The sequence below is a fragment of the Aeoliella sp. genome, assembly GCF_965227375.1.
In the GTDB taxonomy this organism is placed as follows: Bacteria; Planctomycetota; Planctomycetia; order Pirellulales; family Lacipirellulaceae; genus Aeoliella.
In genome coordinates, this window is the sequence record NZ_CBDDFX010000002.1 from 4106270 (window position 1) to 4128447 (window position 22178).

A 22178-nucleotide genomic window follows, 5' to 3' on the forward strand; every position below is an offset into this window, starting at 1 on the left:
CCTCAACGTTGACTTTGTGTATACTCAGGCAACGTCGACCCCAGCACCCTTCGCTAGACCTGAACATGCCCCTGTCACACAAGTGCCTGCTCACTCTCGCTTATTGCCTTCTCTGCGTAACGAACATCTGTCAGGCTGGCGACACTCGGCCCAACGTCGTATTGTTCCTGGTCGACGATATGGGAGTGATGGATACGTCGCTGCCGTTTCTGACCGACGAGTCGGGCAGCCCGGTGCGGCATCCATTGAACGACTACTACCGCACGCCCAACATGGAGCGGCTCGCCGAGCGGGGCATGCGGCTCAGCAACTTTTACGCGATGAGCGTGTGCTCGCCGACGCGCGTGTCGATCATGACCGGTCAGAACGCCGCGCGGCATGGTACGACCAACTGGATCAACCCTACGAATAACAATCGCGGACCGTGCGGCCCTGAGGATTGGAACTGGACCGGGCTGGGCGATGAGCAAGTGAGCTTACCGCGGCTGCTGAGCGCGGCTGGCTACCGTACGATTCACGTCGGAAAAGGCCACTTTGCGCCGCGCGACTACGCGGGCGCGGACCCGAAGGACGTTGGCTTCGACCGCAACGTGGCCGGGCACTCGGCCGGGCATCCTGGGAGTTACTACGGCACGAAGAACTTCAAGAACGGCCCCAACGACAAGGTGCACGCGGTGCCGGACCTGGAGGCGTATCACGGAGAGGACATCTTTCTGACCGAAGCCCTCACTCGCGAAGCGAAGCGGGAAGTGAGCGAAGCGGTGGCGGCCGACGAGCCGTTCTTCCTGTACATGGCCCACTACGCGGTGCACAGTCCGTTTCAGTCCGACGCTCGCTTCGCGGAGCACTACAAGCAGTCGGGCAGAAAGAAGCCCGCTCAGGCGTACGCGACGCTGATCGAAGGCATGGACAAGTCGCTCGGCGATTTGCTCGATCATGTCGAGTCGCTCGGCGTGGCCGACAACACGCTATTCATATTCCTGGGCGACAACGGCGGCGACGCCCCGCTGGGCGGCGCCCACGAAATCGCCTGCAGTGCGCCGCTACGTGGCAAGAAAGGCTCGCACTACGAAGGTGGCATGCGAGTGCCCTTCATCGCCGCGTGGGCCAAGGCCGACGCCGATGAGCCAAACCAAGCCAAGCTACCCATCACCGCCGGAGCGATCCGCAGCGAAGTGGCCTCGGTGTGCGATCTGATGCCAACGCTGCTGGAAGTGACGGGAGTCACCGCGCCGACCAATCACCCGACGGACGGCCACAGCTTGAGTCCGCTACTCTCCGGCCAGGCCGACCCCGCCCGCCGTGACACGTTCCTGATGCACTACCCCCACTCGGTGCACCGCAGCGACTACTTCACCATCTACCGCAATGGAAACTGGAAGGTGGCGTACCACTACTACCCCGAAGACACACCAGAAAAGGTGCGGTACGAGCTGTTCGACCTGTCGGTTGATCCATCCGAATCCAACAACCTGGCGGAATCGGAACCGGAGAAGCTCACGGAGATGATGAGTGAGTTGCTCGCCGAACTCGAACGGCAGGGGGCGAAGTATCCGACGACACGGGATCGGAGTGGGGTGGTGAAGCCTAAGATGCCGGGTGGGACACCGAACTGAGCAGTTGGTTCGCTGGAACCGTGCATCCTCCCAGTTTTTGGGGTGGATGCGATGATCGATAGGACTGAGAGACGCTTCGACTCAATCACAGACTTCTTCAAGGACCCCCACATCCTATACGAAGTCACTTCAGGAGCTACAAGGATGTACCACACAATCTTGACCTTATCCACGCTGGCTTGCATTACGTCAATCGTTGGTTGTTCTACTCAAAATCAGACGGACGTGAAAACTGTCGGTGCTATCGATGGCGCGGACAGCCTTCAGGAAGAACACAACTTTACCGCGGTTAAACTTGTTCACGCCCAGATAGAGGCCACGAGACGGCCATTTCAAGAACAAGTCAGTTCTGCAAATGGCACCATACAAGTACGTTCAGCCTGCAATGAGCTTCTAAGCAAACTACAAGCAATCGACGCTTCTGGCTGCCCGGCAGATTATAGAGAAGAATTTGAAGAGCTAGTTTGTAACGTAGAAGAAATGTGCTCCATCATGGAATCTCATCCCACGGAACCGCCTCAGACGCAGCAAGAGATTGCCTTTGCAGATGAGTCGCAAGAACGGTTGATGAATGGGATCAACAGCCTATCGCGATCTGACGAAGAACTTGACAGGGTTGCCGAGCGGTACGGACTTGATATCGATCGGGGGAATTGAATATAGAACGATCAGGCGGATTCGAGGTGCTCGTGTCCTTCCGCTCTACCACGCTGCACGCGCGGCAGAACACCCAAACAGCAACTCACCGCCGTTTCGAAGGGTGGTAGAACGCTATGAGTTCCAGTTCAGATCTATGCTTCCGCTGCGGCAAGCCTTCGGAAACGCTCCGGCCAATGCCAAAGCTGCTGTGCGTACTCATGCGACCTGCCAATCTTGTGTTCGGGGTATTTCGTCCCTCGTCGACATACTGCCCCAAGTGTCGTCGTGCAATGATCACTCCAACCGTGGTGTTACTGCTCTTTGCGATTGGGATTCTGAGCATTGCGCCGCTTCGCTTCTTCGGGCTGATTCGCTAAGCAGTTTTATATTACGTTATCGCCCAAAGACTTGGGCGAACGGGGAAGCTTGGACGCCAAGGGACTGAAGCCTGCAATGGCGGCACAAAAACTCTACCAAGATGAGCGCAGGTCTGACGAATAGCAGGTCGCAAACCAGCACCCGAACTAGCCAATGGAGTCCCATATGAACAAGTCACATATCCTTTCATTAGGCATAAGCCTAGGCACTGGATTTGGCGTAGTCTTGGGCGCTGCAGTTGGAGCGACATCTTCCAGCATTGGCGTCAGCTGGGGTATCGCCATGGGCGTCGTGCTTGGCTCGTGCATCGGGCTTCTGACCGGGATCGCCCTGTTCCTTAGAGGCGGCGATGCAGGCGGAAAATGAGATGAGTTAACGCCTCCCCACCAGGTACCTCACAAAATCTACCAGCCCCGCGAACTTGCACTCCTCGTCCATGTAGTGCTCGATCGCCTTCAGTCGTCGATTCTCCGCAGCACCAATAGCCGAAAATCCATCACCTCGTCACCTGCCACGTCCAGTGCGCGCAATGTCAATGTTCCTTCGCCCTGGGCAAGATCGATGGTGCCCATTTCGAGTGCCTTCCAGTCTTGTTCGTACGACTCCGTGCGACGAACGCGGTCGGACTCCGCACCGATCAACTCGGAAGGATGGGCTGGCACCTTGCAGCTCACGGTCGAATTGCCGGAACGAAGTTCCACGTCGGATCCCGCATCGGAGGCATCGCAAGAGTAGTAGAGGGTCGCACCAAATCGGCCCGACTCCGCCACTTCGACTTTCCAGTCGATCGTTTCGTCGGCGTTGGTCCAGTTGGTCATGAACGAACTGTTCGGGTGGCGACTCGATCGCTCAATGCCGCCGGTGGCGGTTGCGTCGCGAGCTGGCAGTTGCGTCACCTGCAGGGAGCGATGCCCCACCGTGAACGGTTGGGGCGATCGTGGGGTTTCGTCGAGCACTTCGCGTCGCCAAGTGTCCACCGCCGCGCGAAACTCCTGGGCAACGTCGGGCTGCTGGTCGGTAATGTCCTGCTGTTGTCCTGGGTCTTGGTTCAAGTCATACAGGCGGCCGGCGTGGTCGAGCACCAAGTGACCGCGCCGCGCACTGACCTTGCCGTTCCAATGGCTGTAGACAAATCGTTCGGGCCAAACGGTCGATTGGCCTTGGACGAGGGGCGCCAGGCTCACGCCATCGGCTTCCGGCGTTTCGGCTTCGGCCAGCTCACACAGGGTTGGTAGCAAATCAATCGCCGCTGCGTTGGGCGACACCACCTGCCCAGCCGGAATACGGCCCGGCCACTTGATGAACAGCGGAGACCGCACGCCGCCCTCGTCGGTCGAACCTTTGATGCCGCGCATCTCGCCATTCCACCGATGCCCATTGGGTCCATTGTCGCTCAGGAAGACAACGATGGTATCCTCCTGCAGCCCTTCGGCGTCGATAGCATCGGTCAGGCGTCCCACGTTCCAATCGATGTTCTCGCACATCGCCAGCGCCGCCCGCGTGTGCGGGATGTTCTCGGCGCTGTGGTTGGTGCCTCGCTGGGCCAGCTGCTGCTGAGCGTGAGGCTGCCACCAACGATCGGGCACCTGCATGGGCGAATGAGGCGTGTTGTACGCAAGCAGAATGAAAAACGGGTCGGACTTGTGCTTGCGCATGAAGTCGATGGCGTGAGTGGTTAACTCGTCGGTGAGATAGCCGTTCGACTTTTCGATGTGACCGTTGTGATCCACCAGCGGGGCAAAGTACTGGCCCCAGTGGCCGGAGCAAAACCCGTAGAATTCATCGAAGCCGCGGCACTTGGGGTGGTAGGGGGCTTGGGTGCCGTTGTGCCATTTGCCGAAAGCCGCCGTGGAGTAGCCCTGCTGCTTGAAGACGTCGCCTAAGGTTTTCACTGCTGGCTGCATGCGTTCGAAGCCGCGGCTCACGCCACTCACGCCGACGCGCGGGTGATGCAATCCTGTGAGCACCTCGGCTCGGGTAGGCGAACAGACTGGCTGGACGTAGAAGCGCTCGAACGACGCTCCAGCGCTCGCGAGTCGATCGAGGTTCGGAGTCCGCACACTTTCGTTGCCGTGGCCGCTTAGATCGCCCCATCCCATGTCGTCGGCAATCACGATCAACACGTTCGGAGCACGCTCGGCAGCGAACAGTGCACACGAGGCAGAGAAGCACAACAGCCCGGCGACGAGCATTGTTCCAATTTCACGCGTTTTGTTCATCATCTCGCCCTGTCGCTCGATGGCGGTACCCGCGCCCTAAGGCTTGGCATTTGGCAAAGTCGAAGAGGCCGCTGTAGGAGTACTCCCCGTCAATGTAGTGTTCGATCACGTAAAACGCAAAGTAATACGCGCGGCAGAACGCCCACACGGCAAGGGCCAGGAGCACCGCAACCCGCCAATCGGGAGCGAACAACAACAGCAGCACCGAACTAACCACGCCGATCGCCAAGAGCAGCGCGGCTTTGAGGTACATCAGTCGTGGGGACTTGAGGTCAGACATGGGTCTAGTTCCCTGCTGCAAACGATACCGCTACGAGTAATATGGCGATCGCCGTTTGCAGGAGAATCCAAAACCAATAGATGGACGGTGACTTGGCTCGCTCAACGACTTCATTCGTACCGCAAACGGCAATTCCTGTGCAGAGCTGAAACCCCAGTGCAAGAATTGATGAAGCGAAAATGAAAACCTGAAGCGCGGTGAGCATAATACTTTCACAACCACAGTCTAGTCGCACTCCAGAGCTAGCCGGAACGCCATGCAATTCGCGCGTTTCCCGCTGGTCTTCGCGGTGGCAAGTGTGCCACCGGCTAGGGTATCGCTCCTATACACTCATCCCTCACCCCTAATCCCTGAATCCTGCCCCCCTCCCCTACCACAGTTCCCACCAACCAGTCAGTACGACCACCACGCCCAGCAGGAAGTTCGTCACCGCGTGGGCGGTGACGCAGTCCCAGAAGTTCTTGGTGCGGACCATCAGCCAAGTGACCAGGCTGAACCACACCAGGGCGGCCAGCTTTTCGGGGTGGTAGAGCACTGGCACCAGGATGCCGGCGGCGACGGCCAGCCGGTTCACGTGGCCGAAAGGGATCTCGGTCCAGTTGTCGTGCATCACGTACCGCATGAGGAACCCCCGCAAGAAGGCCTCCTCGACTAGCGGCACCAGCAGCGCCAACCCGAAGAACCGAATCGCCAGGAAGGCGTATCCCGACGCATTGTGGCCCAACGCCCCCAGCGGGTTGTATTCCGCGCGAGGGCCAAGGCCCAACCAACTGACCACCGAATGGTCTTTGCCCAGCCAGTTGACCAAGTGTCCTTCGAGATTCAGTTTGCAGCAGGCGAGCCACAGCAGCACCCCGACCACGCCCACCCCAACGGCCAACGGGGAGACCTTAAACGGCCATTGCAGGTACACCGGCAGGAACCACAACACCACGGCCAGCGTGACGACGATCTTCACCGTGTAGACAATGGGGTAATACTTACGAGGGATGTTCATCCCCATCCGGCGGCTGGTGGCTGCGAAGTCGGTTTCTTCGATGTCCGGGTCGTCGAGCAACGCGTCGTCGATTTCGGCCTCGTCAAACGGCAACTCGAGCACGTCGGCCTCGCCGCTAGCGGCTGCTGCGGCGGGCTGCCTAAGCGGCTCGGGCTCCAGAGTCTGCAGCAGCATGTAGACCGCCATCGGCAGCACAAAGGCCAGCGTCGCACGGACCTTGTTGGCACTGTCGCCGGGCTGGGTGGTGGGAACATCAGATGCAGGAGTATCGGACATGGTCGGGATCCGGCAGGAGGCGGGTTTTGGGCAATTTTGGCTAAGACATTAGCCTGCAACAGGTTGCGACGCCCGAGAAGGTAAGGAGCGGTCACTTCCCAGAATAGCTGCTGGGCGGCTTTCCGCGAACTGGCTTCACCCGATTTTAACGCCCGAGTGGCCCAGTTGGGCTAGCAAGAGGCTATTTTTTAGCTAAGATACAGGCTTCGATTGCCAGCCCCGCCCCCGAACATAGCGCCCTGCCCGCTGTGACAGGGACCGCCCACCGATGGAAGCACCCTCGGCTCGCATCCGCGAGACGTCGGGTGGCGTGAACCCATCGGTGCGCGAGGTGTGTCAATTCGAATCCGCGAGTTTCGTAGCCAGGGATCGGCTCTTGCCTCGTCCCGCCTGTTTACCAAGCTGTATTCGCAATCAGCGAGTCCGTCGCCGGCAAGCAACGTTCGCTCATAGGTTAGAGAGAAAAATGGACCTTCGTAAAGTTCGTAACATCGGTATTTCCGCTCACATCGACTCGGGCAAGACAACCTTGAGCGAGCGGATTTTGTTCTACGCCGGACGTATTCACAAGATCGAGGATGTCCGCGGTGGCGGCGACGGCGCCACGATGGACCACATGGAACTCGAGAAGGAGCGTGGTATCACGATCACCAGCGCGGCCACGTCGCTGGAGTGGAACAAGCACAAGATCAACCTGATCGACACGCCGGGCCACGTCGACTTCACCGTGGAGGTGGAGCGTAGCCTCCGTGTGCTCGACGGCGCGGTGTTGGTGCTGTGCTCGGTGGGTGGCGTGCAGTCGCAGTCGATGACCGTCGACCGCCAGATGAAGCGGTACCACGTGCCCCGTTTGGCGTTCATCAACAAGATGGACCGCACCGGCGCTAATCCCGACAGCGTGATCAAGCAGGTCAAGGATAAGCTCGGCGCCCACGCGGTGGCGATGCAGATCCCGATCGGCAAGGAAGACAAGTTCGAGGGCGTGATCGACCTGGTGAAGATGAAGGCCCTGTACTTCGACGGCGCCAATGGCGAGACCGTCCGCGAGGAGGAAATCCCCGCCGATTTGCAGGACGAAGCCAACGACGCCCGTCACCACATGCTCGAAGAGCTGTCGATGTACAGCGACGAGATGATGGAGAAACTGCTGGGCGAAGAGGAGATCAGCGAGGAGACCATCCACGACATCACCCGCCACGCGGTGATCGAGCAGGAGTTCACCCCCGTGTTCATGGGCAGTGCGTTCAAGAACAAGGGTGTGCAGCCGCTGCTGGAAGCCATCACGCGATACCTGCCGGCGCCGACGGAAGTCACCAACAAGGGCATGAATCCCGAAACTGGCGAGGAGATCGTTATGGGTAACGACTCCAACAAGCCGCTGATCGCCATGGGCTTCAAGATTACCGACGATGAGTACGGCCAGCTCACCTATTTCCGCATCTACGACGGCAAGGTCGAGAAGGGTGGTACCTACTTCAATCAGCGTTCGGGCCGCAAGGAACGGTTCAGCCGGTTGGTGCGAATGCACTCCAATAAGCGTGAGGAAATCGATACCGCCGTGGCGGGCGATATCATCGCGGTGATGGGCGTCGACTGCGCCAGTGGCGATACCTACTGCGACACATCGAACTACTGTTCGCTGGAAAACATCTTCGTCGCCGATCCGGTGATCAAGATGTCGATCGTACCGCTGTCGCGCGACAACGCCGACAAGCTGAGCAAGGCCCTGCAGCGGTTCCGCAAGGAAGACCCCACGTTCCACGTCTACACCGACGATGAGACCAACGAGACGATCATCGCCGGCATGGGCGAGTTGCACCTCGAAGTGTACGTCGAGCGGATTCGCCGCGAGTACGGCGTCGACGTCGAGGTGGGTGCTCCGAAGGTCAGCTACCGCGAAAGCGGCCAGCAGGCGTACGAGTTCGACCACAAGCGGAAGAAGCAGTCCGGTGGTTCCGGTCAGTACGGTCACATCGTCGGCGTGATGCGTCCGATGACCGACGAAGACCGCGCCGCGATGGAAGAGAAGGGCGAGTCGGGCGAGTTGTACTTTGAAGACCAAGTCACCGGTGGACGTATCCCCAAGGAATACATCCCCGCGGTGAAGAAGGGCTTCGAGGAGATGATGGACAAAGGCCCGGTGGCCGGTTACCCGGTAGTCGGCATGGCGGTCGAACTGAAGGACGGCACCTACCACGATGTCGACTCCAGCGACATGGCGTTCAAGCTCACTGCACGCGAGTGTTTCCGCGAGCACTTCAATCGCATGAAGCCGCTGCTGCTCGAGCCGATCATGAAGATGGAGATCGAGTGCCCCGACGACTTCCAAGGTTCGGTGGTCGGTCAGGTCAGCTCGAAGCGTGGCATGATCGTCGAGACCGACTCGGCCAATGGCGTGACGCGCATCATCGCCGAAGTGCCGCTGGCCGAAACGTTTGGCTACTCGAACGACCTTCGCAGCCAGACCCAAGGCCAGGGAACGTTCTCCATGGAGTTCGCCAAGTACTCGCCCGTGCCGTCGAGCATTCAGGCCGAGATTGTCGAAGAACGCAAGGCCGAACTGCAACCTGCCTAGTGGGCGAGCGGTCACCTACCGTCGAAATCCCCACGAGCCCGGCGTGCAAACGTCGGGCTCGTGTTGTATGGTGAGGTAACTTGATGCCACACGCGATGCAACGACGGAGACTGCCATGCTTAGAGTGCTTCTCGGATTGACGTTGGTGATTGGCTCGTGCACCGCGATGGCCAAGCCGGCGGCGGACAACCTTCGCCACAAGCAACTGGGCCTCCCCGCCACCGGGCTCGACGAGTACGTCGCCCAGGCAGACGACTCCTACGCCTGGCGCGTGGTGTCCGATCAGACTTCGGGCGGCGTCCGGTTTACGGTCATTGAACTCACGTCCCAAACGTGGCAAGCGGGCGACGTCAGCCCCGGCGTGTGGAAACACTGGCTGAAGGTTTGCACGCCAAAGGACGCGACCGGCAACTTGGCGATGCTGTTCATCTCGGGCGGCAAGCACACGGCCCCGCTGCCAACCCATCCCACTCCGCAGTTGCTCGCGGTAGCCCAAGAAACCTCTTCGGTGGTCGCCGAGTTGCATTGCGTGCCGAACCAGCCGCTGGAGTTTGGAGGCGATGGTATTGGGCGCAGCGAGGACGATCTGTTGGCCGAGTGCATGCAGATCGCGCTGGATACGAAAGACCCGACTCGCTTGGGACAACTGCCGATGGCCAAGTCGGCCGTGCGTGCGATGGACGCCCTCGAGGAGTGGTCCGCCAGCGACGCTGAAGTGGAAGACCTGACCCGATTCGTGGTTTCCGGCGCGTCGAAGCGTGGCTGGACTACGTGGCTCGCCGCCGCGGTGGATCGTCGCGTCGCGGCGATCATTCCCATCGTGATCGACGTGCTGAACGTGCGTCCTTCGCTGCAGCATCAACTCGACGTCTACGGCGAGTGGTCGCCCGCCTTGCAGGACTACCAGAACCGGGGCTTTCAAGGTGAGTTGTCGCACGCGAAGTTCGACAAGCTGTTTGAGCTGATCGATCCTTACACGTACCGGGAGCGGTTCGCGATGCCCAAACTGATTGTCAACGCGACAGGCGACGAGTTCTTCCTGCCTGACTCTTCCCAGTTCTACTTCGACGACCTGCCCGACGAAAAGCACCTGACCTATGTGCCGAACGCGAACCACTCGCTGGCTGGTTCCAATGCGCTCGACTCCATCATTGGCTTCTACTCCATGATCCTCGCCGACCAGGATCGTCCCGCGGTCGAGTGGAGTCCCACGCAGGCCAACGGTTGGCAAGTTCGCTACAACCGCCCGCCAAATCGCGTGCGGCTGTGGCAAGCGAACAACCCGCAGGACCGCGACTTCCGCCTGGCGACGCTGGGGGCGGCGTTCAAGTCGCAGGACCTCGCACCTGAGGCAAGCGGCGACTATGTAGTTGAGCGTCGCACACTCAACGGCCAGGATGGCTGGACGGCGTCGCTCGTAGAGGCGGAGTTCGACACCCCCAGTGGCCGAGCCTTGCGACTGACAACACCGGTGTGGGTCGAGGGAGAAGCCACCGGAGGAAAGTAGCTCATCCCTCGAGCTCTTCCCACCGCTCGTATGCGTGGGCCAGTTCGTCGTTGAGTTGCTTCATCCGCTCGCTGGCTGTAGAAATCTCGTCCGGCGACTTCTTGAAGAACTCCGGATCGCTCATCGCGGCGGTCAGCTCCAGCGTCTCGGCCTCGAGCTTCTCGATCAACCCGGGCAGCATCTCCAGTTCGCGTTGGTCCTTGTAGGAGAGCTTCGTGGTTTGCGGCTTGGACTCGCCGGACTTGGCTGCGTTCGACTTGGCGGCTGGTTTGGGTTTTTCCGCTGGCGTTTCGACTTTGCGCTGGCGGACCCAATCGTCGTAGCCGCCGACGTACTCGCGAGCGCCGCCCGGCTCGAAGGCGATGACGCTCGTTACCACGTTGTTCAAAAACGCCCGATCGTGACTCACCACTAGCAGCGTTCCGTCGAACTCGATGAGTCGCTCTTCCAGCATTTCGAGCGTTTCGGCGTCGAGGTCGTTGGTCGGTTCGTCCATCACGATCACATTGGCCGGCTTGGCGAACAGTTTGGCGAGCAGAATGCGGTTCTGCTCGCCGCCGGAGAGGAACCGCACCTCGGTCCGCGCCCGCTCGGGCGTGAACAGGAAGTCCTGCAGGTAGCCGAGCACATGGCGGCTGCGGCCGTTGATCGTGACGCTGTCGGAACCTTCGCCCACGTTCTCCTGCACAGTCTGGTCGCCATCGAGGGTGCGCCGTAGTTGGTCGAAGTAGGCGACCTCGACCTTGGTGCCCAAGCGAACGCTGCCCTGCTGAGGCTTGAGTTGTCCGAGCAGCAGCTTGAGTAGCGTGGTCTTGCCCGCGCCGTTGGGGCCGATGATGCCAATCTTGTCGCCCCGCATGATGTCGGTGGAAAAATCGGCGACGATCGGCTGGTCGCCGTAGGCGAACGAGATGCCTTCGGCCTTGGCCACCAGCGCGCCGCTCTTCTGAGAGCTTTGAATCTCGAGCTTCGACTTGCCTACTCGCTCGCGGCGCTGCGCACGCTCCTCGCGCATGGCCTCGAGTGCTCGCACGCGGCCTTCGTTGCGGGTGCGGCGGGCCTTGATGCCCTGGCGGATCCACGCTTCCTCTTCGGCCAGGCGTTTGTCGAACAGAGCGTTTTGCTTCTCCTCGGCATCGAGCGCCTGTTCTTTGCGAACCAGGAATGTGTCATAGTCGCACGACCAATCAAAAATCCGCCCGCGGTCGATCTCCAGAATCCGCGTGGCGAGCCTGCGGAGGAACGCGCGGTCGTGCGTGATGAACAACAGCGTGGTTGGCCACCCAAGCAGCAATTCTTCGAGCCAAGTGATCGCGTCGATGTCGAGGTGGTTCGTCGGTTCGTCCAAGAGCAACAGGTCGGGCTCGGTGACGAGTGTTTGCGCAAGCAGCACTCGCCGCTTCATGCCGGACGATAGCGACTGGGCCTCGAGCGAGCCGTCGAGTCCCATCCGGCTCAGCAGCTTGTCGACTCGCGGCCCGACGTCCCACTCTTCCAGATGAGGATCGTGTTCGTGCAGCGCCGCGCCCACCACTTCGGCAATGGTGCCCGGCAGGTGTTGCGGCACGTCCTGCGGCAGGATGGCCACGCGACTGCCCGCGGTAATCACGACCTCGCCATGGTCGGGCTGGACGTCGCCTGCCAGGAGCCGCATGAGCGTGGTCTTGCCAGCGCCGTTGCGGCCCAACAGGCCAATCCGCTGCCCCTGCTCGATCTGGCAGGATACATCATCTAGCAGCGCCGGCCCGCGATAGGCGATCGTCAATTCTCGAAGTTCAGCAAGTGCCATGAAGCCGTCTGGGAACCCGCAAACAAGGGGGAAAGGTGGGATGTTGGGCTGGGCTCAGGATACAGGGGCCAAACCCGAACTTTCGATTTTAGCTTGCTGCGTGTTAGAATGCAGGTGTCAGGCCGGGGTCTTGCTGCACGTTGAATTCCCATCTTTTGACTTGGAACCATCCTATGATCTTACCCAATCGCCGCGATTTCCTCCGTTCGACCGCCACGGGTCTGGGAGTTGCGGCCGGCAGCTATTTCATCGGAAACCAGGCGACCGCTGCGGAGAGTTGGTGGTCGCCGCTCGAACGTCCGGTGTTTGGATTCATCGGCACGGGAATTCGCTACCACACCTACTTGGGTCCCCAAGCCCTGACGTTCGGTCCCGCGGCCGCGGTGTGCGATGTCGACTCGGTGCAGGCGGGCAGAGCTCTGCAAACAGCCGTCGACCACCATCGCCAACAGGGTTGGCCGATCGCCACGGCAGTGTACGATGACTATCGCCGCGTGCTGGATCGCGACGACATCGACCTGGTGATCATTGGCACCCCCGATCACTGGCACACGAAGATTGTCATCGACGCCATGCGGGCTGGCAAAGACGTGTACTGCGAAAAGCCGCTGACGCTCACCATCGACGAGGGCCAGCAGATCGAACGCGTGATGAACGAGACCGGCAAGATCGTGCAGGTCGGCACGCAGCAACGCACCGAGTTCAACCAGAACTTCGCCCGCGCCGCCGCCTTGGCCCATCACGGCCGAGTGGGCGACATCGAAACGGTGACCTGTGCCTTGGGGCAAGCCCGCCGCTGCGATGCGCTGCCGGTGACCGCACCGCCCGACTCGCTCAACTGGGAGGTATGGCAAGGGCAAGCCCCATTGAACGAGTATCGGGAAGGGCCACTGGTGGACATTGCTGGCTGGGGCGCCGGCTTCCCGTTCGGTCGCACGCACAATTACTTCCGCTGGTGGTACGAGTATTCCGGCGGCCGCATGACCGACTGGGGCGCCCATCATCTGGACATCGCCATGTGGGCGCTCGACAAGCTTGGAGATCAACGCGATCAAATGACGGTCGAGCCGTTGGCAGCCGATCACCCTGTGAAGCTGGTAAAAGGCATGCCCACCGAGTCCGATCGTTTCAATACGGCTGTGACGTTCGATGTGAAGGTGACCTTCGAAGATGGGAAAGTGCTCCGCATTCGCGACGACGCCAGCGACAAGGGCTTTGACAATGGCATCATGTTCGAGGGCACCAAGGGAAGGTACTTTGTCAATCGCAACAAACTTACCGGCAAGCCGGTCGAGGACCTGGCCAGCAATCCGCTGCCGGAGAACGCCATCGAAGAACTCTATGGCTGTCCGATCCCCAAATCGCACATGAGCCACTTCGTGGAATGCGCGAAGGCGCGCCGCCAGCCGATCTCCGACGTCGTCTCCCACAATCGGGCGCTCGTCTTGGCCCACACGGCAAACATCGCCCTGCGGCTGGATCGCAAACTAACCTACGATCGCCAGACCAATCGATTCGTCAACGACCCGGAAGCCAACACCTTCATCAGCCGTGTGCAACGGAAGGGTTACGAGATAAACGCTTGAGTGGTGTTCGCGAAGAAGGACAAGTTGTTCGTGCCATGAACATTCCCGAAAACACCCAAATGGACGCCGACTTCTGGCGCGACGTGGAGCGCGCCAAGCGGCTCACGCCGCAAGAGCGGGTGCGGATTGGGCACGAGTTGTTCGAGCGTTCAATCTACCTGATGACCCAGGGGCTCCGGATGCAGCATCCCGAGTGTACGGAACAGGAACTCGCTGCCATGCGACGGGAGCGGTTAGCACGCATTCACCAGTGGGAGTCACGAAGTGCTCAAGTCGGAACTGATCGTCAAACAGGTGCTGGCGTCGCTGAATGAACATGGCCATGCCTTCATGCTGGTTGGTTCTTACGCCACGAATCTCTACTGCGTGCCGCGGGGCACCCAAGACATCGATCTAGTGGTCGAAAGCAAGTTTATCTCGGCTGCCCAAGAGGTTGCTAGCGCGCACGCGGACATCCACCTCGATCGTCAGCTAGGCTTCGAATCGGTAACGGCCACCAAACGAGTCTTGCTCACGGCCGATGACACGGACTTCAAAGTGGAAGTGTTCGAATTGAGCGAGGATCCTCACGATCAATCGCGTTTCAAACGACGTCTGCCAGTTGAACTCTACGACGAGCGCGCCTGGGTCGCCACGGCCGAGGACACGATTGTCACGAAACTGAACTGGGCCATGAAGACAGGCCGAGGCAAAGACCGTGACGACGCCCAAAACGTGATGGCGGCCCAGCATGAGACGCTCGACTGGCCCTACATCGAGCAGTGGTGTCAGGAACATGGCACGCTGGAGAAGCTCGTGGAGCTCCGTACGCAGCTTGGGGTATAACTGCTAATATTCTCGCCGCGTGTCTGCGCCGCATTCTTCGCTAGGCCGTGGAAACTGGACACCCGGCGTGGTCCAATGTGGTGTTGTCCAGCACTGCGCGCCAGCGGTAGCACTGGGCAAAATGCCGCCGTGGCCGCACAATGGGCGGAGGGTTTTGTCGCACCCAATCGTGTTTTCGCTGCGACAAAACTCTAAGCGATTGCTGGATAACGACTTACGAAAATCGTTTTGTCGCACTACTGCGACATTATTCACAGCCCGAGCGAATCTTTGCCATGGACGACGCCCAACGCATCCAGCAACTTCGCGACGAGATTCGCGAGCACGATCGGCGATACTACGTCGACGCCACGCCGACGATCTCCGATCGCGACTACGACCGGCTGCTCGAGGAGCTCAAGAAGCTCGAAGCCGCGCACCCCGATCTCATCACGCCCGACAGCCCCACGCAGCGGGTTGGGGGTGAGCCGATTGAGGGGTTCGAGCAGGTGGCCCACGCGCGGCCGATGTACTCCATCGACAACAGCTACGACGCCGACGATCTGCGGAAGTGGGCCGATCGGTTGCCGGTGGAGGTCGAAGAGTATGCGATCGATCCCAAGATCGACGGAGTCGCGATCAGTTTGCGGTACGAGGACGGCCAGCTGGTGCTGGCCGCGACGCGGGGCGATGGGCAGCAGGGCGACGATGTGACGCAGAACGTGCGCACCATTCGCTCGGTGCCGCTGTCGCTCGACACGGCTGGCACCGCTCCGCCGCCGGTGCTGGAGGTCCGCGGCGAGATCTATTGTCCTTGGGAGGAGTTCAACAAGTGGAACGCTGAACTCGAGGACGAGGGGCAGCAGCTGTTGGCCAACCCTCGCAACGCCACCGCGGGACTGCTGAAGCGGCACGACGCGCGGATCGTCGCCCAGCGACGGTTGGAGTTCTGCGCGCACGGGCGGGGCGAGTTCGAGGGCATGGAGGCCGCCAGCACGATCGATTTCTATGAGAAGATTTCTGCCTGGGGCATCCCGACCAATCCTCACACCAAGGTTGCCAAGAATATCGACGAAGTGCTGGAAGTGATCGCCGAGTTCGAATCGACGCGTCACGATTTGCCGTACGCGGTCGATGGCATGGTGGTGAAGGTCAATCGCTTCGACCTGCAGGATGAGCTCGGCTTTACGAGCCGATTCCCGCGGTGGTGCATCGCCTACAAGTACGCTGCCGAGCAGGCGGAGACCTCGCTGCTGGAGATTCAGTGGCAGGTCGGCAAGACGGGCAAGCTCACTCCGCGGGCGACGCTCGAACCGGTGCTGGTGGCCGGAACCACCGTGCAGCACGCCACGCTGCACAACATGGGCGAGGTGCTTCGCAAGGACCTGCACATCGGCGATCGTGTGATCATCGAGAAGGCCGGAGAGATCATTCCGCAGGTAGTCGAAGCGCTCACCAAGCAGCGTCCTGCCGACGCGGTGAAGCCCACCGCTCCCACGCAATGCCCCGAGTGCGACGGCGACGTGGAGATCGAATACGACCAGCGGCGCGTGCACGACATCAAGTCGTGGGAGTCGCGCGTCGAACGCGAGAAACAGCGGGCCGAAAAGAAAGGCGAAGATCCGCGTGAGATTCCCGAGCCGCCGCCGCTCACCGAACTGGACGAAACGGCCCGCTACTGCATGAATCCAGAGTGCCCCGCGCAGTTCCGGGAGCGGCTCGAACACTTTGCCGGCCGTGGTCAACTCGACATCGATGGAATGGGCGAGAAGGTCGTCGAGCAACTGACCGACGCCGGGCTGGTGAAAACGATCGGCGACGTGTTCCGACTGCACGAGCGGCGCGACGAAGTGCTCGAACTCGAACGGATGGGCAAGAAGAAGGCGGACAATCTGTTCGCCGGAATCGAAGCGGCCAAGCAGCGCGGGCTGGCGCGGATGCTCTCGTCGCTTGGCATTCGTCACGTTGGCTCCACCGCTTCGCGAATCCTGGCCGAACACTATCGCACCATCGACAACATGCTCGCAGCCAGCGAGGACGACATCGCCACGTTCAAGGTGGGCGAGAGCGAGTCGGGCATCGGTCCGGAGATCGCCAAGTCGCTGTACGCGTTCTTGCACTCCCACACCGGCGAGGCCGTGATCGAGGAACTCCGCACCGCTGGGGTCGTGCTCGAAATGCCCGAGGAAGAAACCAGTGGCTCGGCCGGATCGTCGCTGGCGGGCAAGTCGCTGGTGGTGACCGGGTCGCTCTCGAAGTACTCCCGCAAGGAGATCGAGGAGCTAATCGTCAAACACGGCGGCAAGGCGTCGAGCAGTGTGTCGAAGTCGACCGCGTATCTCGTGGCAGGCGAAAAGGCGGGCAGCAAGCTGGACAAAGCCAACAAGCTAGGGGTGCCCGTATTGACCGAAGAGGAGTTCGAGGCATTGATTGCAGAGTAACCGCTGGCGGCCTATCCGCGCAAACTAGAACAGAAAGAGAACATGCTACCGATTCCCGAAGACACCACTGCCCTATTATTCGACTGCGACGGCACGCTGGCCGACACGATGACGCTACACTACGAAGCGTGGCACGAAACCCTGCTGCTGCATGGCGTCGACTGCCCGCGGTCGTTCATCGACGAGCACGCCGGCGTGCCGACCGACTTGATCGTCGAGCATGTGAATGCCCGCTGGGGTACGTCGCTCGATCCGCACGCGATCACGGAAGAAAAAGAAAACCGTTTCCGCGAGGTACTCCACCTTACCGAACCGATTGAAGAAGTGCTGGCCACTGCGCACGCCTACCATGGCAAACTGCCGATGGCCGTGGTATCGGGCGGACCGTTGGACGTCGTGTCGGCGACGCTGGTCGCCATCCATGCTTTCGATCTGTTCCCGGTGATGGTCACCGCCAGCGACCCAGTCGCGCCGAAGCCCTCGCCCGACATATTCCTCGAAGCGGCCAAGCAACTAGGAGTCGATCCGGCGAAATGCCACGTGTTCGAAGACGGCGATCCTGGCATCGTGGCAGCCAAGGCGGCGGGAATGACGTTCACCGACGTGCGTGAGGTGATCGCTCAACGGGAGTCTTAGAGCGTCTTAGAACGCAAAACCGGTCGGCTTGGGGTCGTCGGAGATTCCCATTTCGGCCTCGCGAATTGCCGCGTCCGTCTTAGCGGCCTCGGTATTCATCAGTTGGGAAAGCAGTTCGTTCAGTTCCCGGTGCACGCGATAGTTTTGTCGCACGAGAAGGCGGTCGCCGAGCACGGTCATGGTACCCGCGCCGCCCTTGGTTTCCCAAGTCGTTGGTGCCACCACACTCATCAGGGAAGTGAGTTCGAAATCGTCGAATGTTGGAACCGGGTAAACGCGAGTCTCTAGACGAGCCTGTTCGTCGTCCTGGTTGAGGATCAACAACACTTCGTTCTCGACAACATAGGTCAGATCTATCTGAGCGAGCATGATGTTCAGCGCCGACTCCAAGCTGATATTCCTGAGGTTCACGTTGACTGGCTCATCTGGTGAGATCGCCATGTCTTCCAAGGACCGGAGATCTAATTGGACTTCGATGTTGTACTCGTCACGAAGGAAATTGACGATCTCCGACAGCGGAGCACCCTGAAATTCGAGGCCCAAGTTGTTTAGTGGCTTCGTGAGCGCTTGCTCAATCTTCAGCTCTGTCTTGGAGCGAGGCTTGAGATCGACAATGCGAGGGCCTGCTTGGGAGCTACTTCCAAGCGGGGCTGTTGCCGAACGATTCAACACTGGATCTGCGGCGTAGGGATTGTCCTCCGCTATTGGTTCGGCGCCAAAAGGATCGGGCTTGGCTGGACGCGCTGCTGTGACTTGCGTGCTGGACGCTGGCTCTTCCGATGTGGCTGCAGGGGCCGCTGCATCGAGGGCGAAGGGATCGGTGCCCTGGTTTGCTTCGCCTTGCGAGAAGGCGACCTGCGCGGTCAATGTGGCGGCAAGGACTCCACCAAACATGGCGGCGGCAACGATGGGCTTGGAGAGAATCGTAGCGTTCATGGCGCCTAGCTCCTGGAGGGCGATGTGGGTGGATGTGGTTGGTTCGCTTGCAAGGGCGGAGATTGTTGCACTGCTTCCGGAAATTGCGAGATCGACTGTGGAACCTGTCAGCTCAGCGGATATTTCACCCGCCGACACGCGGGTGGCCTTCAGCGTCGCCACCAACACGGCCAGCGTCACGCCACGCCGCAGCAGTCGCACGCGCAGTCGCTGCTTGCCCCGCTTCAATCGTCCTTCGAGGGCGGCAATGGTGATGCCAAGCTCCTCGGCCACCTCGGCGTTGCTGCGCCCCGCCAGGTACCGGAGCACCAATGGTGTGCGGAGCGTCTCAGGCAGTTGGTTGAGTTCCTCGTCGGCCACGGTGCCATCGTGCCGGGCGAGCAGTTCGTCGAGCGGGTCGGATTCGGGGGCGGCGATTTCCATGAGTTCGTGGGTGGTCCGTCGGGAAGCCTCGCGACGCATTCGCATCGCGATGCGCGTCGCGGCGCCGTACAGCCACGCGGCGACCGAGTCGCGTTTGCGAATCTTCCCTGCCGATCGGGCGAGCACCAGGAACGTCGCTTGGAAGGCGTCGTCGGCGTCGCTGCTGGAGTTCAATCCGCGGCGGCAGGTGGCCATCACCAGCGGCCCGTGGCGCTCGACCAACTGGCGGAACGCCTCCTCGTCGCGCGATTGGGCAAACCGCCGCACTAGCGCACGATCGGAAAGCTCGTTCAGGTCGACGTGGGGGGTGTCTGCCATTCCGCCAATTCTAGTACGAGCCGCACGGGCGCACAGTCACAGCGGCGGCGAAAGTTGCCAAGTTTCTACGTCGAAACAGCGCTGCAAGTGCCCAGTGATCGGAGCTGGTAGTTGCGTGATCTACACAACTAGTGCACCGAGAGCCGCCGAGCGGGCGCGAAAAATGGCGAAAAACGCCCAGAGATCAGAAATCGTACCAGATGCCGAGGCCGTACTGTTCTTCCGACTCGTCATAGAACTGGTAGTAGTTGCTGTGGCCGGTGAGCCACTGGAAGCCGGCGCGGAACTGACTGCCCGACTCGCCACGCCACAACCAGCCGAACTGCAGGGCGTAGTCGCCGCCGAAGTTGATTTCCTCGCGCAAGTGGCCGTTGGTCGCAAAGAACGGAGTGCCGCGAGACCCAGTCACGCCGGGCTGGGCGTATTCGGCTCCGAACTGGAACTCCCAAGGCTCGGCTCCACCAGCGGTGAAGAAGGCGTAAGCCGTCTCGCCGTACAGTCGCCAGGCGGGCGTCGGATTGTACGAAGCGCCGAAGATGATCGCATCGCGTACGTAGTTCTTACGTTCCCAACCGGGCGTACGGACAATCCACTCATCGCCCAAGTGCGAGCTGAGGTGGTAGTAGCCAAACTTGTACTGCCACTGCCCACAGCCATAAGTGAGCGGCACACCGAAGCGGAAGTCCGAGACATCGACGTCGCGCTCGTGGTCGAGATTCAAGCGAATGATCGCTGCGCCTTCGATATCGAGTTCCCAGCCTTCCGGGCGCATCGGGTTGGAAGTCCCATTCCGCCAGAGGGCACGACGGCCACCGAGAATCACGTCCCACAGCGTTTCGCCGCTCGAGGTCTCTTCCAAATGCACCAACTGCATCTTTGGCTCGCGCGGACCCGCCATGTAGCTGCGGTAGATCAACCCATCGGGCAGCCACTGCTGGCGCCAAGGTTCGCAACCACAGGGGTCGCAGTAGGGGCCGCTGGCATAGTAGTCGCTCAGCGTCAGTTCGGGATCGACCACCGTGGTGCCGACCGGCTCCTGACTGATCCAGACTTCGCCATTGTTGGGCGCAGGCGAGTTGGCTTGGAACTCTTCGAGCGGCACCAGCGTCTGCGCGAAGAGGTGCGACGCGGTGCCCCAGGCGCACACCAGCACCAGACCGGCAAGGCGGACAGCGGGCGCAAGGGAACGAATCATGGGGTGGACCGAGATAGGCACGGAAGCGGTCTCAACTACTTTCGATGGCGCGAAACATCAGCACAAGATGTATGTATTGGTATCGTCTTTTCCGAGCCACAAAGCCGGCCCTGAAGCTTAGCGAATGAGAAAAACCAGCAGAATAGCGATTCGCGTTCCCGTAAGTTCCAGTGTCATAGCGACTTGGGCGACGGCTCGTTCGTAGACAACGAGTTCAAGCTAGCTTAAGTTGCATAAGGTTTGCCACGCGGGCAAGTTGGTAAAGCTCGCACTGCCATCGGTGCAATCAGAGAGAGAAGATCATGGTGCTGTTAGAGATGAGTATCGTCCCGTTGGGGCTTGGCGAAAGTGTGAGCCAATACGTGGCCGAGTGCGTGGAGCTGATTGACCAAAGCGGCCTGGACTATGAGCTGCACTCGATGGGAACCATCGTCGAAGGCGAACTGCCCGAGGTGCTAGCACTGATGCAATCGTGCATCGAGAAGCTCGCCGAGTCGAGCAACCGCGTGACCTGCACCGCGAAGCTCGACTACCGGAAGGGTAGCGGTGGACGCTTGCAAGCGAAGGTCGCTAGCGTGGAAAGCAAGCTAGGCCGAGCCGCCGGGCGTGGCGGTTGAGCTGCGGTATGCGGGGAACGACACGCTCAGCCACCATTTTTTAATGGGCTGTTCAACTTCGCACCACACCAGGGACAAAACTGGATCTCGACCATCGAACTCCCACCGTCATGAACTATGAGACCGCAACTTCCATTCTTCCCTTGCAGGATCAAATGATCGGGACATGCAAAGGGGGACGCGTGTTGATCGCAAACATGGTTGACGTTTCGCGACATCGTCTCGCAGCAATGTTCACGCATGGTTCGTACTCAACTTGTAGCACATCAACTAGTCGCATCGATGCTCGTGCTTCAAATCGGCGAGCATCCGTTCAAAGTCCTTCTTGCATAACTTGACTAACTCGCTGGGCCGCATCCAAAATCTGAGTTTTTCCAGTTTGGTCAGAAGTTCCTCCGTCTCTCCATTTTCGCGTCTCTCTTCGGCCCACGCGTGATATCGTGGTGCTTCACTCAGCAGATAGTAGAACGGTGCATCTTTTCCCTGCGGAAACATGTTTCTCACTCCCCAATGATCTTCACCAACACCCGCTTCTTCCGCCGCCCATCAAACTCGTAGTAGAAAATGTGTTCCCACGGACCGAGGTGCAGTTTGCCATCGGTGATCGCGACGATGACCTCGCGGCCCATGATTTGCCGTTTGTGGTGCGCGTCGGCGTTGTCCTCGCCGGTGCGGTTGTGCAGATAGCCACCTGAGGACGGGTCGCCGCCAGGATCGAACGGCGCGAGGCCCTCGAGCCAACGCTCGTAGTCGGCGTGCAGGCCCGACTCGTTGTCGTTGATGAACACGCTGGCGGTGATGTGCATGGCGTTCACCAGCACCAGGCCGTCCTGCACTCCGCTTTCGGCGACCAGTTGTTCGACCTCGCGGTGCAACGAGACAATCCCGCGCCGCTCCGGCACGTTCATCCACAGCTCTTTGGTTAGCGATTTCATGGCAAGAAGGA

At 60.3% G+C, this 22178-nt stretch carries 19 protein-coding genes; 10 read left to right on the top strand and 9 right to left on the bottom strand.

All coding sequences use genetic code 11. The features are described 5' to 3' along the window. Nucleotides 1-65: 65 nt before the first annotated feature. Together ACQK2L_RS29075 and ACQK2L_RS29080 are read left to right on the top strand one after the other, a co-directional pair. Entirely contained in the window at nucleotides 66-1616 is a 1551-nt protein-coding gene (locus ACQK2L_RS29075) for a sulfatase (RefSeq protein WP_425400558.1), read from the top strand. Between the two features lie 144 nt (nucleotides 1617-1760). After that, nucleotides 1761-2273 (top strand): hypothetical protein, encoded by a 513-nt coding sequence (locus ACQK2L_RS29080; RefSeq protein ID WP_425400559.1) that lies wholly within the window; start codon nucleotides 1761-1763, stop codon nucleotides 2271-2273. A gap of 815 nt (nucleotides 2274-3088) precedes the next feature. Here the strand turns inward: ACQK2L_RS29080 and ACQK2L_RS29085 are convergent. The 3 genes from ACQK2L_RS29085 to ACQK2L_RS29095 form a co-directional block, all read right to left on the bottom strand. Beyond that, the gene (locus ACQK2L_RS29085) at nucleotides 3089-4855 is read right to left on the bottom strand and encodes an arylsulfatase (RefSeq protein WP_425400560.1); all 1767 of its coding nucleotides are present in this window, start codon (nucleotides 4853-4855) and stop codon (nucleotides 3089-3091) included. Then, nucleotides 4836-5132 carry a hypothetical protein gene (locus tag ACQK2L_RS29090; RefSeq protein WP_425400561.1) on the bottom strand — a complete coding sequence of 99 codons (297 nt, stop codon included), beginning with the start codon at nucleotides 5130-5132 and terminating at the stop codon, nucleotides 4836-4838. Before ACQK2L_RS29090 ends, ACQK2L_RS29085 begins: the two co-directional genes overlap by 20 nt. 370 nt (nucleotides 5133-5502) lie before the next feature. Continuing rightward, complete coding sequence (locus tag ACQK2L_RS29095; protein ID WP_425400562.1) at nucleotides 5503-6405, bottom strand: CAAX prenyl protease-related protein; 903 nt, start codon at nucleotides 6403-6405, stop codon at nucleotides 5503-5505. Between the two features lie 466 nt (nucleotides 6406-6871). Here ACQK2L_RS29095 and fusA point away from each other — a divergent pair, with 466 nt between their 5' ends. Continuing rightward, nucleotides 6872-8980: an elongation factor G gene (gene fusA / locus ACQK2L_RS29100; RefSeq protein WP_425400563.1), complete on the top strand. Its 2109-nt coding sequence runs from the start codon at nucleotides 6872-6874 to the stop codon at nucleotides 8978-8980. 115 nt (nucleotides 8981-9095) lie between these two features. Further along, the gene (locus ACQK2L_RS29105) at nucleotides 9096-10487 is read left to right on the top strand and encodes a PhoPQ-activated protein PqaA family protein (RefSeq protein ID WP_425400564.1); all 1392 of its coding nucleotides are present in this window, start codon (nucleotides 9096-9098) and stop codon (nucleotides 10485-10487) included. 1 nt (nucleotide 10488) lies between these two features. On the opposite strand, the gene ACQK2L_RS29110 is transcribed toward ACQK2L_RS29105, so the two are convergent. Next, nucleotides 10489-12276: an ATP-binding cassette domain-containing protein gene (locus ACQK2L_RS29110; RefSeq protein WP_425400565.1), complete on the bottom strand. Its 1788-nt coding sequence runs from the start codon at nucleotides 12274-12276 to the stop codon at nucleotides 10489-10491. Nucleotides 12277-12449: 173 nt separating this feature from the next. On the opposite strand from ACQK2L_RS29110, the gene ACQK2L_RS29115 reads away from it, so the two are divergent. From ACQK2L_RS29115 to ACQK2L_RS29135, 5 genes are all read left to right on the top strand, one after another. Further along, on the top strand, nucleotides 12450-13862 hold the full coding sequence (locus ACQK2L_RS29115) for a Gfo/Idh/MocA family oxidoreductase (RefSeq protein WP_425400566.1): 1413 nt from the start codon (nucleotides 12450-12452) through the stop codon (nucleotides 13860-13862). A 35-nt stretch (nucleotides 13863-13897) separates the two neighbouring features. Continuing rightward, nucleotides 13898-14176: a hypothetical protein gene (locus ACQK2L_RS29120; RefSeq protein WP_425400567.1), complete on the top strand. Its 279-nt coding sequence runs from the start codon at nucleotides 13898-13900 to the stop codon at nucleotides 14174-14176. Next, nucleotides 14127-14687: a hypothetical protein gene (locus tag ACQK2L_RS29125; protein WP_425400568.1), complete on the top strand. Its 561-nt coding sequence runs from the start codon at nucleotides 14127-14129 to the stop codon at nucleotides 14685-14687. The genes ACQK2L_RS29120 and ACQK2L_RS29125 overlap by 50 nt, the downstream gene beginning before the upstream one ends. 275 nt (nucleotides 14688-14962) lie before the next feature. After that, nucleotides 14963-17107, top strand: coding sequence for an NAD-dependent DNA ligase LigA (gene ligA / locus ACQK2L_RS29130; protein WP_425400569.1), 2145 nt, complete (start codon nucleotides 14963-14965; stop codon nucleotides 17105-17107). Nucleotides 17108-17149: 42 nt separating this feature from the next. Beyond that, entirely contained in the window at nucleotides 17150-17743 is a 594-nt protein-coding gene (locus ACQK2L_RS29135; RefSeq protein ID WP_425400570.1) for an HAD family hydrolase, read from the top strand. Between the two features lie 6 nt (nucleotides 17744-17749). On the opposite strand, the gene ACQK2L_RS29140 is transcribed toward ACQK2L_RS29135, so the two are convergent. Together ACQK2L_RS29140 and ACQK2L_RS29145 are read right to left on the bottom strand one after the other, a co-directional pair. Further along, complete coding sequence (locus tag ACQK2L_RS29140) at nucleotides 17750-19420, bottom strand: sigma-70 family RNA polymerase sigma factor (protein WP_425400571.1); 1671 nt, start codon at nucleotides 19418-19420, stop codon at nucleotides 17750-17752. A gap of 184 nt (nucleotides 19421-19604) precedes the next feature. Beyond that, the gene (locus ACQK2L_RS29145; RefSeq protein WP_425400572.1) at nucleotides 19605-20615 is read right to left on the bottom strand and encodes a DUF1207 domain-containing protein; all 1011 of its coding nucleotides are present in this window, start codon (nucleotides 20613-20615) and stop codon (nucleotides 19605-19607) included. A gap of 302 nt (nucleotides 20616-20917) precedes the next feature. Between ACQK2L_RS29145 and ACQK2L_RS29150 the strand changes: the two genes are divergently transcribed. Beyond that, complete coding sequence (locus ACQK2L_RS29150; RefSeq protein WP_425400573.1) at nucleotides 20918-21232, top strand: MTH1187 family thiamine-binding protein; 315 nt, start codon at nucleotides 20918-20920, stop codon at nucleotides 21230-21232. A gap of 26 nt (nucleotides 21233-21258) precedes the next feature. Here ACQK2L_RS29150 and ACQK2L_RS29155 read toward each other — a convergent pair whose 3' ends face one another. The 3 genes from ACQK2L_RS29155 to ACQK2L_RS29165 are packed head-to-tail and all read right to left on the bottom strand — an operon-like array spanning nucleotide 21259 to nucleotide 22167. Then, on the bottom strand, nucleotides 21259-21474 hold the full coding sequence (locus ACQK2L_RS29155; RefSeq protein ID WP_425400574.1) for a DUF6980 family protein: 216 nt from the start codon (nucleotides 21472-21474) through the stop codon (nucleotides 21259-21261). Nucleotides 21475-21502: 28 nt separating this feature from the next. Further along, a complete protein-coding gene (locus ACQK2L_RS29160) occupies nucleotides 21503-21727 on the bottom strand; it encodes a hypothetical protein (protein WP_425400575.1) in 225 nt (74 codons plus the stop codon). 5 nt (nucleotides 21728-21732) lie between these two features. Beyond that, nucleotides 21733-22167 carry a secondary thiamine-phosphate synthase enzyme YjbQ gene (locus ACQK2L_RS29165; protein ID WP_425400576.1) on the bottom strand — a complete coding sequence of 145 codons (435 nt, stop codon included), beginning with the start codon at nucleotides 22165-22167 and terminating at the stop codon, nucleotides 21733-21735. Nucleotides 22168-22178: the final 11 nt, after the last annotated feature.